This window comes from Terriglobales bacterium (genome assembly GCA_035764005.1).
GTDB lineage: Bacteria > Acidobacteriota > Terriglobia > Terriglobales > Acidobacteriaceae > Gp1-AA112.
The window spans coordinates 30,062-46,014 of the sequence record DASTZZ010000067.1; the positions used below are offsets into that span (position 1 = coordinate 30,062).

11 protein-coding genes are annotated in these 15,953 nt (G+C 56.4%); 2 read left to right on the top strand and 9 right to left on the bottom strand.

The genetic code is table 11. The features are described from left to right. Positions 1-16: 16 nt before the first annotated feature. Positions 17-1,411: a sialidase family protein gene (locus tag VFU50_10620; protein HEU5233306.1), complete on the bottom strand. Its 1,395-nt coding sequence runs from the start codon at positions 1,409-1,411 to the stop codon at positions 17-19. Positions 1,412-1,500: 89 nt separating this feature from the next. Between VFU50_10620 and VFU50_10625 the strand changes: the two genes are divergently transcribed. Further along, positions 1,501-3,717, top strand: coding sequence for a TIM-barrel domain-containing protein (locus tag VFU50_10625; protein ID HEU5233307.1), 2,217 nt, complete (start codon positions 1,501-1,503; stop codon positions 3,715-3,717). A gap of 8 nt (positions 3,718-3,725) precedes the next feature. Here the strand turns inward: VFU50_10625 and VFU50_10630 are convergent, their stop codons facing one another. Continuing rightward, on the bottom strand, positions 3,726-4,784 hold the full coding sequence (locus VFU50_10630) for a redoxin domain-containing protein (GenBank protein HEU5233308.1): 1,059 nt from the start codon (positions 4,782-4,784) through the stop codon (positions 3,726-3,728). Positions 4,785-4,991: 207 nt separating this feature from the next. Here VFU50_10630 and VFU50_10635 point away from each other — a divergent pair, with 207 nt between their 5' ends. Then, positions 4,992-6,977, top strand: a complete 1,986-nt coding sequence (locus tag VFU50_10635; GenBank protein ID HEU5233309.1) for a glycoside hydrolase family 127 protein — start codon at positions 4,992-4,994, stop codon at positions 6,975-6,977. 126 nt (positions 6,978-7,103) lie between these two features. On the opposite strand, the gene VFU50_10640 is transcribed toward VFU50_10635, so the two are convergent. The 7 genes from VFU50_10640 to VFU50_10670 form a co-directional block, all read right to left on the bottom strand. Further along, positions 7,104-10,286, bottom strand: coding sequence for a hypothetical protein (locus tag VFU50_10640; GenBank protein HEU5233310.1), 3,183 nt, complete (start codon positions 10,284-10,286; stop codon positions 7,104-7,106). 48 nt (positions 10,287-10,334) lie between these two features. Then, positions 10,335-11,918, bottom strand: coding sequence for an aldehyde dehydrogenase (NADP(+)) (locus tag VFU50_10645; protein ID HEU5233311.1), 1,584 nt, complete (start codon positions 11,916-11,918; stop codon positions 10,335-10,337). An 11-nt stretch (positions 11,919-11,929) separates the two neighbouring features. Next, positions 11,930-12,859: a dihydrodipicolinate synthase family protein gene (locus tag VFU50_10650; GenBank protein HEU5233312.1), complete on the bottom strand. Its 930-nt coding sequence runs from the start codon at positions 12,857-12,859 to the stop codon at positions 11,930-11,932. 12 nt (positions 12,860-12,871) lie between these two features. After that, positions 12,872-14,149: an FAD/NAD(P)-binding oxidoreductase gene (locus tag VFU50_10655; GenBank protein HEU5233313.1), complete on the bottom strand. Its 1,278-nt coding sequence runs from the start codon at positions 14,147-14,149 to the stop codon at positions 12,872-12,874. Continuing rightward, positions 14,142-14,390 carry a (2Fe-2S)-binding protein gene (locus VFU50_10660; protein ID HEU5233314.1) on the bottom strand — a complete coding sequence of 83 codons (249 nt, stop codon included), beginning with the start codon at positions 14,388-14,390 and terminating at the stop codon, positions 14,142-14,144. The genes VFU50_10655 and VFU50_10660 overlap by 8 nt, the downstream gene beginning before the upstream one ends. Further along, the gene (locus VFU50_10665; GenBank protein HEU5233315.1) at positions 14,383-15,507 is read right to left on the bottom strand and encodes an FAD-dependent oxidoreductase; all 1,125 of its coding nucleotides are present in this window, start codon (positions 15,505-15,507) and stop codon (positions 14,383-14,385) included. The genes VFU50_10660 and VFU50_10665 overlap by 8 nt, the downstream gene beginning before the upstream one ends. Continuing rightward, a partial coding sequence (locus tag VFU50_10670; GenBank protein HEU5233316.1) for a proline racemase family protein occupies positions 15,507-15,953 on the bottom strand: 447 nt, incomplete at its 5' end. The genes VFU50_10670 and VFU50_10665, both read right to left, overlap by 1 nt.

The following is a 15,953-nucleotide window of genomic DNA, read 5'->3' on the forward strand; positions in this document are numbered from 1 at the left end:
CGTACATCCAGAGGATTCAGTGCGCATTACTGAAATCCGCCACTCCAACTTTGACCAAAGTGTTGCGCGGACGCCTGGCTTCCGCCGCGCGCGCGGTCGGATCGGTCGCCGTGGGTGCGGGCTTCTCCGTCCAGACTCCATACACGCGACCGTTGAGGGCCGCGATTCCCGTGTAGTCGCCCATGAAGGCTTCGTAGGCTCGGAACGGCTCAGTGGTCCACGCGTAATTCTTGAAGGAACGACCTCCATCGCTGGATCGTGCGAGGGTCACGGTCTGTTGCTCGTTGTTCTTGGAATTGCGGCGGTCATAGAAAATGACGTATGCATCGCTCGTCGCGGGATCAACTGAGAGCCACTGAAAATACTGATCGGCGCCGTCGTGTTGCGCGTCATCGTTCACGCGCACGGGTGCGGACCAGGATCGGCCTTCGTCGTCAGAGGTTGCGCAGAAAACGTCGACATCGCCATTGCGGTAATCGCTCCAGGTCACGTACAGCCGACCATGCTTTCCTGCCTTCGGCGCGAGTGCGATTTGGGGAAAGCCATTTGCGCGTGCCACATCCTGAACCTTGAACATGATCGGCGCGGTCTGGACGATCTTTCGCGGCTTATCGAAGCTCTGACCACCATTATGGGAAATGGCAAGCATCATGTCATTGCCGTCGTTCCATACGACGTACAGCGTTCCATCCGGCGCTACTACACCGTCGAAACCCTCAAGCGCGCCATTGTCGTCGCGCGGCAACCCGCGATGCGTGTCGATCTCGATGGGCTTCGACCAGGTCTCGCCGCCGTCAGTGGAACGCGTCAATAGGATTTCCGAGTCCTGCAGCGTCCAACGAGTCCAGCCGATGTACAGATTTCCAGCGTATTTGCTTTGTGTGGTATCCGAGACGATGTACGGCTTGTCTTCCCACGGAGGATTCTGCTCGGTGCTGTCGTGCGCGATGACGGCAATATCGTTCGCTTCCCAGGTCTTGCCGCCATCGAGCGATCTGCGCAGGTAAAGTCCATTGCGGGAGGAGTTGTGTCCCCAATAGTTGTAGGTGCCGAGCTTGTCGAAAGCCATGTAGGAGATGATGGCGTGACCGCGCGTATCAAACACGACCGACACGTCTCCGGAAACCCTGTAGCGCGTTGACTCTACGCCGGTGGCGAGTTGCCAATGATTGCCGCCGTCAGTGGAGTAGGCGGCATGCGCGTTGTCCTGGAAGACAGCGACTACCTGCTCAGGATGTTTGGGATTGATCGCGACGCCCGGCTCCGTGAAATATCCCGGTTCCGGGGTCAGCGCTGAGACGGATGATTCCGGCGCAGTCGGAAGTTCTTGAGCATAAGAAGTCGCCAGTAGCAGGCAAGCGAACAACGAGAAAACAAGAAGCTTCGACAGGGCACGTCCGAGAGCGGTCATAGTTCTCCAATATCCTTTATTGCTGCCAAATCGCCGTTTGCAGGCGAAGCGGCATTGTATACAATATCCATATCAGCAGCACAGACACTGTGAGCTCAAAAAACCTGCCTCGCCGAAACGCGCTGAAGTTGTTGGGCGGTGCAATTGCCGCAAGCTGCCTCGATTTGCCTACTCTGCTCCTCGCTCAAGAGCACATTCAGATCGCCGGCCGGGAAGCACGGATTTCCATCTCGACAATCAGTCCCCACACTGCTCGTATTCAGATCGCTGAATCTGGCTCTGCTCCCGGAGCGCAGATCGATGATGGTGCAGTTCTCGAAGCCCAGCTGCGATCATCCACGCCCCGCAAGAGTGTGACAGGCCCTCGCGTCTCAATCCAACGTAATCCGCTAACGATTAAGGTGTCGGACACCGACGGCAAACCTGTACAGGAATTGCGAGTTGACGAAGAGAGCGGCGCAGTAACTTTTCTGCTCGGCGATGGTCCTATTTTGGGAATGGGCGAGGGGGGTCCTCAGTTCGACCGTCGCGGGAATCTCGATCCCATGCGGAGCGGTCAGGGCGGATATCACCTTCGTACTTACGGCGGGCGCGTCCCCATCCAGTGGATGATCGGGACCTCGGGTTGGGCTATGTTCGTACACCAGCCGCTCGCCACCTTCGATCTCACCGATTCCGAAGGCAAGCTCACAGCGAATGATCCGAAAGCTGCGTTACCGATCGACACTTTCGTTGTTAGCGTAAAGGAACCGGCGCAGGCAATGGCGGAATACGCGCGCATTACGGGACATCCGGAGATGCCGCCGCTGTGGTCGCTCGGTTATCAGCAATCGCATCGCACCATCACCAGTCGCGACGAGATCCTTTCTATTGCGCGCACCTTCCGCGAAAAGAAGCTGCCGTGCGATGCGCTGATCTATCTCGGAACCGGCTTCTGTCCATCAGGATGGAATACGGAAAACGGATCATTCCAATTCAATCGGCGGGCTTTTCCTGATCCCAAAGAGATACTCGACGAATTCCATCGTTTGAATTTTCGCGTGGTGCTGCACGCAGTGATCCTCACACGCACGCTGCGCGGGAGTGTCCATGACACTTGTAGCCTGCCGCGATTTGATGAAACGGAAGTGAGCTGCTACTGGGACGCGCATCGCAAAGATTTTGCTCTAGGCGTGGATGGGTGGTGGCCAGATGAAGGCGACCCTCTCGACGCAGCTTCGCGGCTCACGCGCAATCGCATGTACTACGAAGGGCCGCAGCTTGATCATCCAAATCAGCGGCCTTACGCGCTGCACCGCAATGGCTATGCGGGAATGCAGCGCTACGCACCTTTTCTTTGGTCGGGCGACGTGTACTCTACGTGGGAGACACTGCGTAACCATATTCCGATTAGTATCAATACGGGACTCTCGGGAATCCCATTTTGGGGCACCGACACCGGTGGTTTCGTTCCGACGAAAGAATTTAACGGCGAGCTTTTCGTTCGCTGGTTTCAGTTCAGCGCGTTCTGTCCGCTGTTCAGGGGACATGGGCGCGATTGGAAGCTGCGTTTGCCATGGCAATGGAATACCGGAGAGCTTGGGCCAAATGAAATCAGTAACTACGGCGAAGCTGCGAATCCCGATCCCAGCGAGCTGCATAATCCCGATGTCGAGCCGATCTGCCGCAAGTATCTGGAGCTACGCTATCGACTGCTTCCCTATCTCTACACTGCCGTGCGCGAAAGTCACGAAACTGGACTGCCGATCATCCGCGCGCTGTGGCTGCATTATCCGAACGATCCCAAGGCCGTCAATCGAGCGGACGAATATCTGTGGGGACGCGACATTCTCGTCGCACCGGTAACGGAAAAAGGCGCAACCACAAAGACAGTTTATCTGCCAGAAGGCGATTGGTATGACTTCTGGACCGAAGAGAAGGTCACAGGCGGCCGGGAAGTAAATCGTCCGGTAGACTTGGCGACCATACCTCTATACGTTCGGGCAGGAGCGATTCTTCCGTTTGGCCCGATCAAGCAATTCACGAGCGAGAAGTCCGAGGAGCCGCTGGCGTTTGTCGTCTATCCCGGAGCGGGGTCTTCCGGCACGATCTACGAAGATGACGGCAACAGCTTCGATTACCATCGCGGCGAATGGATGAAGATTGGAGCGCGATGGGACGGACAACAAAAGCGGCTGTCAGTTCGCCTTCTTCCCGGCTCGCGTATGCTCCCGCCGTTGCGGCGGAAGATGGAAGTCCGTCTGGTTCCCGAAAAGGGAACGCATGCATTCGATTTCAGCGGTCATCCGATCACGGTTTCGATCTAATGAATGATTTACTTAGCATCGAAGTTCTGCTGGCAATCGTTGCCGTAGGTAAACGAATGCAGCGTGAAGCCCTTTCCTTCAGGGGCAAGCGTCAGCAGATGCGATGCCAAAGCCGGATTCTTAATTACGTAGTACATTCTCGGCTCACTCACTTCGATATAAGAACCTTGCGCGTCGGTTTTCACGTCAGCCCCCGAGGCATAGCCCAAAGGCGTGCCATCCTGCGAGACATCAACTCGCACTGGTTTCTTGGGATCGTCCACACTCATGACGGCGTAAACCGAGCGCGCGTGATACCTGAGCATCGCTTTGTTGTCGTGCTTATCGGCAGAGGTAACGCCATCGTGATCGGTACGCCAACTGCCGTCGAGGATCACGCGCCCGTCGTCGGGCTCCTGGTTGGCTTTGAAGTGCACGACATATCCGTCCTCGTACTTCTCGCGATTCTCGAGCGCTCCGCGGCCAAACCAGTCACCGACGTAAGTTTCTTCCGTCACTCGCCCGCACTGCGGCGCGAAAGTGTTCTCGTCAGGATCAAGCGGAATCTTTGCGACCTCGGGATGCTGCGGCAGCAGCAGTTCGCGAATCTTGACTTCCATCGGAGCGTTGTTGCCCTCGCCTTCGATGTGCATCACGATGTCGCCGCTGGGATCGATGAGATGCCGATTCGGCCACGATTCGGATTTGTAGGCTTTCCAGATGGAACCATTCACGTCGGCAACGATCGGCCATGGCAATTGGAATCGCTGCGCAGCGCGGCGAACGTTTTCTGGCTTGTATCCCATCGCGAACTCGCCGAAATGCACACCGATGATCTCGAAACCGTACGGATGGTATTTCGCGTACCAACGCTTCAGCACGGCAAAATCGCGGATGCAGTTAATACAGGTGTATTCCCAGAAGTCGATCAGCACCACGCGTCCGCGATATGCCTTGATCGAATGCGGCACCTTCGCGTCTTTATCGAGCCAAACTGCGTCGAACGAAAAATCAGGAGCTCGTTCTGTGTAGGCGCAAGCTGTTATCGAAAAAAGGAGCACAAACAAAAATGAGAGGAGTCGCTGCATACTTTCCTCGCAGACTTTCGTCGATTCTATGCAACCGCTTTCATTGCACAAATTGAAGACAACTAACGTTATTTTACGATTGCGCAGTATCGCGAGATGCGTACAATCTGTAAACGATTACAGCGCAATCTACGAAGTTTTTGGAAGCTTGGCTTCCCACTTAATCGGCCTGCGGATCCCCGAACCCGCAGCACGGAGCAATTCGTAATGACACTTACCAACGTTTCCCGTAGAAAGTTCATGGCCGGAGCTGCTGCCGTTGCCGGCGCGGCGGTTCTTCCTTCTTCAGCAAACAACCTGTTCGCGCAAGATCCCGTGGTCAATTCCATCGACAGCACGGGCAAACCGGTGAACCGGGAACGGGTGCCTTGGGCGGCAGTTCCCTTTCCCATGAAGCAGGTTCGTCTGCTCGAAGGAACTTGCTCCCGCGTGCAAGAGAAGAATCGCCAATATCTGCATTCACTACCGAATGACCGGCTGGCGTACTCGTTCAACATCACTGCCGGCCTCCCTTCGTCTGCTGAACCATTCGGCGGCTGGGAAAAACCAGATTCCGAGTTGCGCGGACACTTCAACGGCGGCCATTATCTCTCAGCCGTGGCTCTGATGTACGCGAGCACGGGCGATGAGGATCTCAAGAAGAAGGGCAACGCGCTCGTCTCTGATTTGCGCAAATGCCAGGTCGCTAACAAGAACGGATATCTCAGCGCATTTCCCGACGAGTTCTTCGACCGTCTGCGCGATCGCGTTCGCGTCTGGGCACCGTTCTACACCATCCACAAAATCATGGCCGGAATGCTCGACATGTATGTGCACACCGGCAACACCGAAGCGCTTCAAGTCGCCGAAGACATGGCCGGGTGGGTAGGAATGTGGACGGGTCCGCTCAGCTACGAGCACATGCAGCGCGTGCTTGGCACCGAGTACGGCGGCATGGGAGAGGTGCTCTGCAATCTTTATGCGGTTACGGGAAAGTATCAGTACCTCGGCGCTGCGCATCGTTTCGATAAGAAAGCCTTCTTCGAACCGCTGGAGAACCATCGCGACGAACTGAAGGGATTGCACGTGAACACGCACATCCCGCAAGTGATTGCAGCGGCTCGTTCATACGAACTCACGCACGATTCGAAGTATCACGACATCGCCCAGTATTTCTGGGATGAAGTCGTCAGCGAGCGCTCTTACTGCAACGGTGGGACCAGCAACGGCGAGGGCTGGCAAACCGATCCTGGCAAACTCTCGACTCAGCTTGGTCCGAGCACTACTGAAGATTGCTGCGCCTACAACATGCTGAAGCTCACGCGGCATCTGTTCGGCTGGTCGCCTGAGGCGCGCTATATGGATTACTACGAACGTGTCGTCTTCAATCACCGTCTTGGCACCATGGATCCTGAAACGGGAACCACGATGTATTACTACCCAATCGGCGTAGACCTCTGGAAGACGTATGCGACGCCAACCGACTCATTCTGGTGCTGCAACGGAACCGGAGTCGAGGAATTCGGGAAGCTCAACGACACGATCTACTTCCATGATGACAACTCAATCTACGTAAATCTCTATGTACCGTCTGAAGTGAGTTGGCCAGAGAAAAAGCTGAAATTGCGGCAGGACACTGATTTTCCGCGGCAGCAAGGCACAAAGCTCACCATCACGGCACAGCAGCCGACTGATGTTGCCATACGTTTACGCATCCCATATTGGGCCAATGGTGGAAGTGTGAAAATCAATGGGCGTCCTCTGCCGGTCTTTTCCAGCCAAAGCAGCTATCTGACGCTGCGTGGTCCGTGGAAGAACAATGACACTATCGAGCTCAGTCTCCCCATGGATATTCACGGTTCGCAGATGCCGGATGACCACACGGTTCAGGCCCCGATGTACGGACCTCTGGTGCTCGCCGCGAAACACGAAGAAGCGCCTCGCGATCGTTGGTACGGCGATACCGGCCCATTCGAACATCGCGAGCGCGGATCAGGCCCGCGTCCCATTCCGGAACTACCGGGAGCAAAGGGCAAGGTAGACGATCCAGCAAGTTGGATTCGCGCAGGAAACCAGCCGCTGACCTTCGAAGCTGCGGGAGAGTCTGGAGCGCAAGCCCTGGTGCCGATCAACGATATCGTGCACGAACGCTATGACGTGTACTGGAAGATAACTGCTACCGGGGGCGAGAGACCCCGTACATCGACAACGTAATTGAACTACTGAAGTCAGTACCGTTCCCGGTAGGGAATGGGTCAGAGATAAAGGCTCCTCTACACCATTCGTTGCCGCGAACGCTACTGACGAGGCGAGTCCAGGCTCTTCTATCTCGGCGTCGTCCTAATCATTCCCAGCCGGAGTTGTGCTGGTCGCTTTGCTTGGAGCCGAAACCCCAAGAGGCACTGCCCCATGTTCAAGAAGCGCCCTATTGAATGCCGGAAGGTGCTGCTCCATTAAATCCTTGTACTCTGTTTGAACGCCGGTGAGTTCCTGCTCGATTTCGTTGAGCAGGCCGATGCTGGTGTCAGTTGGTGCGAAGTCCTCGCCACCGGCCACGTCGCCGGCTCCCACACCTACCTCTCCATCAAGCCACAGCAGGTTGTAGTAGATCTTGTACGCCTCGACGTAGTACTTATCGTCGCTCGTGGTAAGTGCTTTGGAGACGAGCTTGTACTCGACATTCTGCATGCGGTGATCCATGTCTTGGACCGATTTCACCATATCTTGATTCTTACTTTCGGCATACATCCGTTCCAAATCCCCCAACTGCTTGCGCGACCATTCAAGGTTGTTAATCATGTCGGCAGTCTTGGTCACGTCGTCGCGAATGCGCAACTGCAGCTTAACCGAGCGCTGGATGTCTTCATCCGATGTTGTGATCTTCGGATCGCGTAGCACTTCGAGCGGCTGAGTGAATGATTCGCCATCAACTGTCAATTTGACTGTGTACTTTCCTGGAGCGACGAGTGGGCCCGCGGGGTTCGTTTCCATACCCCAGTGTGTGATCGGCCGCCAATCGTGTCCACGAAAGCGCGGTTCTTCCCAGATGTGTGGATTCTCCGGTGGCGTGGTGCGCAGCCGCACCGCAGTCGGACCTTCGTAGTGCAGATCCCAAAAGCTGCGATTCAGCCCAGCGTGTGCCGGAGGCTCCAGCGAGCGCACTACCTCGCCGGAAGAATCAACGATCTCGATTTGCACACGGCCTTTCGGTGCAGCCTTCAGCTCGAAATCAATGAGCGCTCGCGGATTACGCGAGAACCTGTAAGCAGCTCGATTGGCGAAGAGTCTAACCGCAGCATCGTTGGAGTTTCCGGCCTTCTGCTCGAGAGAACTAATGTCATCAAGGATGTAGAGGCCTCGACCATAGGTTGAGACCACCAGATCATGAAATCTTTTTTGAACGATAATCCAGGAAACCGTTGCGTGCGGCAGTCCTGCCTGTAGATTCGTCCAGTGCTCACCATCGTCCGATGAATAATAGAGCGCATTGCCGGTTCCGGCGAAGAGCAGTCCTTTCTTGTTGGGATCCTCGGCGACTGTGCGCACGTACGAAAGCGGGCCTTTCGGGATTCCTCCCGAAATGAGAGTCCAAGACTTGCCGAAGTTCGTAGTCTTGTAAATAAATGGATCGCGATTGTCCATCAAGTGATAGTCAACCGCGACATAAGCCGTGCCCGGGTCGAAAAAGGAAGGTTGAATGCTGGTGACGGTTCCCCACGCTGGCATCGGCATGCTGCTCGTGACGTCGTTCCAGTGGCTGCCATCCCGCGTGTACCAGACTTTGCCGTCATTGGTTCCCGCCCAGATCAGGTTCTTTTCTACGGTTGAAGGAGCAATTGCGAAAACGACTTCTCCGTAAAACTGACCGAGATTGTCGCCAACAATGCCGCCCGAAGATACGATGCGGCTAGGATCCTGAGTTGAGAGGTCAGGGCTGATCACGCTCCAACTTTGTCCTGCGTTGGTGGTCTTGAAAATCACCTGGCAGCCGTAATAGACAGTGTTGTGATCGAAGGGATCAATCGCCAAAGGCGGAGTCCAGTGACAGCGGTACTTGCTCTCGTTCGGCGCTGAATCCAGAGTATGCCGCCACGGACTTACCGAACGCGCTTCCTTGATACGCGCATCGTAACGCGTAACTTCATCTCCGTAACAGGATGCCCATACGATGTTCGTATCGGTTGGATCAGGGATGGTGAACCCAGACTCGCAGCCGCCAAGACGGTGCTCCCAACCAACATCGCCGTTGAATCCAAATCCCGAGGACGTGCTCGGGCCGCGCATCGTGCCATCGTCCTGCATGTTGCTGTAAACGTAATAGGGGACCTGGTCATCCACGGCGACGTGATACATCTGTCCTATCGGCAGAGTTACTCGCTGGAACCCGCGTCCGTGTACCTGAGTGATGATCAGGCCGGCGTCGTTGGTAATCACAAAACGATCGGCATTTTGGGGATCGATCCAGATGTCGTGATTGTCGCCGCCCCAAGGGACCGTCTCAAAAGTTTCGCCTCCATCGAGCGAGCGATGAAAGCTGCTGTTGGAAATCAGCACCTCATTCTCGTCGCTGGGTGAAACCGCAATGCGGATGTAATAGCCGGCACGGCCGATTAATGATCGGTCCCAATTTGAAACTCGCCAGCTCCGACCAGCATCGTCTGAGCGCCAAACCGATCCTTGGTCAGCAGTTTGAATCAGCGCATACACGCGGTTGGAGTCGGTCGGCGCGACCGCAACATCGATTTTCCCCACCGGGGAATGCGGTAGTCCGTGGCCTTCGATTTTCTCCCACTTACTGCCGCCATCACGGGAAACATAGATGCCGCTGCCCGGTCCGCCGCTGAATTCGCCATACGTATGCATCACCACTTGCCATGTGCCCGCGAAGAGAACTCGTGGGTTTTGCGGATCCATCGACAGCCCTGAGCACCCCGTGTTCTCGTCAACAAAGAGCACACGATCCCAATGTTCTCCGCCATCCGTCGTTCGATACACGCCGCGCTCCTGCTGTGGCCCGGTCAGTCGGCCTTCGGCGCAGACGAAGACGGTGTTCGCATCGGAAGGATTGATGATGATGCGAGCAATGCGCCCAGTCTGATCGAGTCCCATGTGTTTCCACGATTTTCCCGCATCGACAGACTTGTACACCCCATCGCCGCCGACATCACTATCGCGAATCGCCCAAGGCTCGCCCGTTCCGGCCCACACAGTAGATTTGTCGGAACGCGCGACAGCAAGCGCTCCGATTGCAGCTACAGGCTCGTCTTCAAAGATGGGTTCCCAACGATTGCCGCCATCAATTGACTTCCAAATTCCGCCGGATGCCGCTCCGGCATAGTACGTACTTGGATCTCCAGCAATACCCGTAATGGCAGCAATGCGATTACCCACAACGGGACCAATGAATCGAAAGCGAAAGCCTGCTTCGCCGCCGCCGCCGCGTCGACGTTGGGCGGCCATAGTGGCTGCGAGCAAAGTGATGACGAGAACGACAAACAGCATTTTCAGGAAGGACTTCGACATCGTCACCATATGATTCCACTTCCTTTCAATACGATGAGTAGCGCCGGATTATGAACTGAGAGTCTCGCGCGAGAGTGCCCCGTTGACAGTTCGCCAAATTCCGAGCGGATTCCCATTCTGCAACTCCTGAGGAAGTGCTGCATCGGGAAAATTCTGGAAGCATACCGGTCTCGCGAAGCGCAAAATTGCCAGGGTGCCGACCGACGTAAACCGCGAGTCGGAGGTGGAAGGATATGGTCCGCCATGCACCATTGCATGACTCACCTCCACACCGGTCGGATATCCGTTGAAAACGAGGCGGCCGACTTTGTGCTCGAGAATTTCGACCAGGTCGGCGTAGTCGCGCAAGTCCTGCTCGGTGCCGTGAATCGTTGCGGTTAGATGTCCTTCGAGTCCTTCGGCAAAGCGGAGCAACTTCTCACGCCGCTGATATCGCACGATCAGTGTGGACGGTCCGAAGAGTTCGTCGGCAAGATCATGCTCCGACAACACGTCATCCATCTCGGCTTCGAATAGAGTCGTGGCAGCGCGGAATCCAGCATCTTTCGGTCGGGATGATGAGATCTGACGTAATTTCGTCCGTTGCGCCAATCCCTGTTCGTACGATTTGCATATACCCGCGGTGAGCAGAACGTGGTCAGAAGCTGCGCTGGTAAGTTCTCTCAGCTTGGCGGATAGCCGCTCTGATCCTTGATTTGGGCCGAGAAGAACCAAGCCTGGCTTCGTGCAAAACTGCCCGGCTCCGAGGGTGAAAGAGCCGTATAGTCCAGTCGCAATCTGCTCTGCTCTTTCAGCTGCGGCGTGTGGCAGCACGAACACAGGATTGGTGCTGCTCATCTCAGCGAAGAAAGGGATGGGATCAGGTCGAGCCGCAGCCAGGTTCATCAGCGCACGACCACCGGTGCGGGAGCCAGTAAACCCTCCCGCTTTGATCGCAGGATGCTGGACCAGCTTGCTTCCCACCTCGGTACCGGAATCGAACAGCAGCGAAAAAGTTCCTTCGGGAGCGCCACCAGCATGACAAGCTTCGATGATTGCTCGACCCACCATCTCGCTTGCTCCAGGATGGGCGGGATGGGCCTTGGCCACGACTGGATTTCCAGCAGCGAGAGCAGATGCTGTATCACCTCCCGCAACCGAAAACGCCAGCGGAAAATTGCTCGCGCCGAAGACTGCCACAGGTCCAATGGGACGCAGCATGGAGCGAATGTCCGCTTTCGGCAGAGGCTTCCGATTTGGATCTGCCAGGTCGATTCGCGCATTTACCCAAGAGCCTTCCTCGACGACTGAAGCAAAGAGACGAAGTTGATTGCAGGTGCGAGCAAGTTCTCCTTTAAGGCGATCCTGACCTAATGCAGTCTCAAGAGCTGTGCGATCGATGAGTTCCTGTCCAAGAGCTTCGATCGCACTGGCGACCTGCTTCAGCAGACTTGCCTTCTGCTTCCCTGTCCATCGGCGATAGCTTCGAAAGGCTGACTTGGCGAGTCTTGCTGCTCGGTCGACATCCGCGGCATCGGTTCGGTGGAAATCAGGAGGAACGGTTTGGCCGGTCAGAGGATTCATCGCCCGAAAGGGAGTCCCATTTCGGGAGGCAGCTTCAAAGCCGATGAGCGATTCTCCGCGAAGGTCCATGTTGTCTCTTCTCAGCGCTGCAGCGCTGCAGCGGCGCTCGATCCTGCGGTGACTTTGGGTCGATTGGCGAGCGCCTGCTTCACAATTGCGCGGGTCTCCTCCAACTCCTTTCCGACTAGCTGAAGGCGCGGCGGACGCACTCGACTGTTTCCCATGCCGACGATCTCTTGCACCAGCTTGATGAGCTGAACAAATTTGGGAACTGTATCCATGCGCAGCAGCGGCAGGAACCAGTAATAGAGTTCGAGCGCTTTTTCGCGATCGCCTTTCGTCGCGTACTCGAAAAGATCCACCGACTCACGTGGAAGTGCATTTACTAACCCCGCGATCCAGCCGACGGCGCCTACACCAAGTGCCTCTACGATCGCGTCATCAACTCCGACAAAGACTTGCATTCCGCCATTCAGCAAGGCCCGAATGGCACTCACGCGACGAACATCGGCGCTGGATTCTTTTACAGCATGCAGATTCGAATGCTCGGCAGCAAGCTGAGCAATCTGCTCAGGTAAGAAATCCGTGCCGTAGGCAATCGGATTGTTGTAGAGCATCGTCGAGAGCGGAGTTGCCCGCAGGACCGCGGAGATATGCGCCATCATCTCGCGCGCATCACCTTGATATACATATGGCGGCAACACCATTAATGCGTCGCATCCCAGGTCGGCTGCCCCTTTTGCCAATGCAACCGATTCCGCCGTGCTGAGGGAAGAGATCGACGCAACGACCGGAGCGCGCCCGCGAACTGCGTTGATGCACGTGCGCACAACCGCGAGCTTCTCATCGAAACTCAAGGTGGCACCCTCGCCGAGAGAACCTAAGGCGACAATTCCCGTGCAGCCGTTGTCGATCAGCCAGCGGCAGTGCTCAGCCAAAAAGCCATGATCAACCCGCAGAGATTCATCAAAGCAGGTGGTGATTGCCGGCATCACGCCGCGCCATTTCATTGTGTTCGCTCCTTAAACCCTGACTTCAGGCCCACTCTCTTCAGTTGCCATAAGGCTCTCGACTCGCGCCTCGATTATCGGTGGACGCACCGATTCGGCACTCCAGCCAAATAGAAATTCTGTCGCAGCGCCGCAGATGCGGCCTTGACACGGCCCCATGCCGCAACGCGTATACAACTTTGCTTCGCGCCAACTTCGACATCGCGCCAGCCGGTCGAAGCGCACATCCTCACAGCGACATATGAACGTGTCTTCGCGCGCGAGCTTCTTCAGTTCTTCGCGCAACTCAAATGCATTCTCCACCGCATTCGCGAATTCACGATGACGTGTTCGTGCTCGGAAAAGCCTCCGGGCCTTTTGCGGCTGTCCTGCGGCCACGGATCCTGCAATCTGGCCTTCGACAATGGCGAGATCAACGCCGCCGATTCCTGTCGGCTCTCCAGCGCAGTAGACGTTTGCGATGGAGGTCTGCTGCAGTTCGTTCACCGGTACAGCTCCAGCGTTGATCTCGCAGCCCAGCAAGCTGGCGAGTTCCAGATTAGGTACCAGATGAAAACCGCACGCAAGATAGTCACATTCGATCTCGAACTTTTTTGCTCCCTGCTGGAGAACAACGCTGCGCAGACAATCGTCACCCTTCGCTTCTACCGCCCAACAGCCAAATCGAAACGGAATGCCGGCCAAACTGCCGAATATTCCAAGCGCCTGCGCCAGTTTTCGTGGATATCGCCACAGAGTACTTCCGAAGGCGACGACGGATTTGCCTGGAGCCTGCTCGGCAATCAGTTCTACTTTCGCGCCATGGCGCTTCAGATACACAGCAACGGGCAAAAGCAACGGCCCTGTACCGGCGACAATGACGTGCTTGTCCCGAATTGGAACCCCTGCTTTTGCCAACGCCTGCAGGCCGCCTGCTCCCATCACGTTTGGCAGCGTCCACCCCGGAAAGGGCAGGAACCGTTCGCGCGCACCGGTGCAGAGGATCAGGCGTGCGTAGTTGATCTCCCGCATCCCGTCGGCGCTCTCGGCAACCAGAACTCCTGGACGCACCTGGTCAAAAATGCGAAAACCGCGCAAGATCTCGACACTCAAGCTCTTTAAGCGCTGATTCCATTTGCGTGCCGCACGGACCGATGGATTCGCTTCTTCTCCTCGCCAGATCTGTCCACCCAGTGCGGGGTTGTCGTCGAGGAGCAGAACACTCGCGCCGCACTCGGCAGCGCTCACAGCTGCGGCGATGCCCGCCGGTCCTCCGCCGGCAACGACAATGTCCCAACTCTGCCTATTCATCGGTGTTTATCTGCATTCCGTGCCTACATAGCATCTGGCAGCTCTTGACGTGGCGCACGCCGTCAACTGTCACTCGACATTCGAAGCACACTCCCATGCCGCATAGCGGGCCGCGCGGCTCTCCTGAAACCGAGCGGCGGAAACTCGAATTCCCTGCAATGAAGACAGCCGCTGCAACTGTCGTTCCGGCAGGCACCGTCAACTCTCTCCCATTAAGGGAAATCGCGAAAGCATCAGGCATACACGTGCTCCCGCGAGTGGCGCGACGGCAGGTATGGCTCAAAGGGAATCGCCGGCTTGCGTCCGAGAATCTGATCGACCAGCAGCTTTGCGGTTCCGAGCGAAGTGGTAATTCCGAGTCCTTCGTGGCCAGTCGCAAACCACATGTTCGGCTTTTTTACGGATGGACCAATCAGCGGCAACTTGTCGGGAGTAGCCGCGCGAAACCCGGTCCAGCAGCGCACGACCGCTTTTTGTGCCAAATCGGGCATGTACTCGCAGGCACGCGCCAGCATTGCGCGAATCATCTGGCGATCGATCGCGGTGTCCTCGGCGCCATACTGGCGCGAGGAACCGATCAGGATCTGTCCGGTTGCGCGTGGCTGCACGTTGAAAGCAACAGAGTCGGCCGTGACTGAGTGCGCGCTTTTCAGATAGCCGAGTTCCACAAGCTGATGGCGAACATAGCCAGGGTAGCGATCAGTGATAGCCAGATGTCCCTTGCGCTTCTTAATTTCGAGACTCGCATCGAGTTCCGGCGCCCAGGCGCCGGTCGCAACCACCGTGATTCCCGGATTGAAACTGCTGCCGTCGCGCAGACTGAATCCGACTTCGCTCACTGCGCTCACTCTTCCCTGAATCACAGTGGCTCCGCAACTTTGCGCTAGCGACCACAACCAGCGCGCGGCAGTAGGTGGATAGAGCACTCCGTCTTCGGGAACGAGCAGTCCGCCGGCCAAGCCTTTGCGCAGATTAGGCTCAGCCTCCGCGAGAGCTCGAGCATCCAGGATTTCGCAGGGCACACGACGTGCGCTGTAGTAAGCCTGTTTGCGACGAACTTCGATCATCTCTTCTTCATCTGCAGCCACCCAGATGGTTCCAGTGGTTTCAAACTCAACATCTTCAGGAAGCTCGTCCTTGAGATGCAGCCACAACTGCTGCGAGTAGCGAGTCAGAGCAAACTGCGCGTCGGAGTCATCCATGGCGACGATGTGTCCCATGCCTGCGGCCGTTGCGCCTCCGCCGACAATTCCTTCCTCTATGATCGCCGTCTTCAGTCCCGCCCGCGCGCACTCCAGCGCACACGCTGCGCCGACGATGCCAGCGCCGACGATCACGACATCGAAATTCTGCGACATCAATGACTCGCAACCATCTCGTGAGCGGTTCCCGGTGCGGGAATGCCGTAGCAAAAAGGATCGCGCTCATCGAGCACCAAATATCCTTCGCCATTCACGAATGCCGATCCGGTGATGCTCGGAATCACTTCACCGTTCTGCACCGTGATTGAAGCCTCAAACAAACTGCCGATGATGCTTTCCTGTCTCCACTTCTGTCCCGGCTGAAGTTTGCCCTCGGCATAAAGACACGCAACCTTAGCGCTCGTTCCCGTCCCACAAGGGGAACGATCGTAGGCTTTTCCCGGACACAGAACGAAGTTCTTGCTGTCCGCGTCGGTACGATCAGCCGACTCGAAAACCTCTACATGATCGATCTCCGCTCCATCTCTGCCGGTAATTCCATTCGCGGTGAGAGTCTGTCGAACAGCCCAGGTAAAGTCGATAAGCTGTTCGAGGTTATTCAT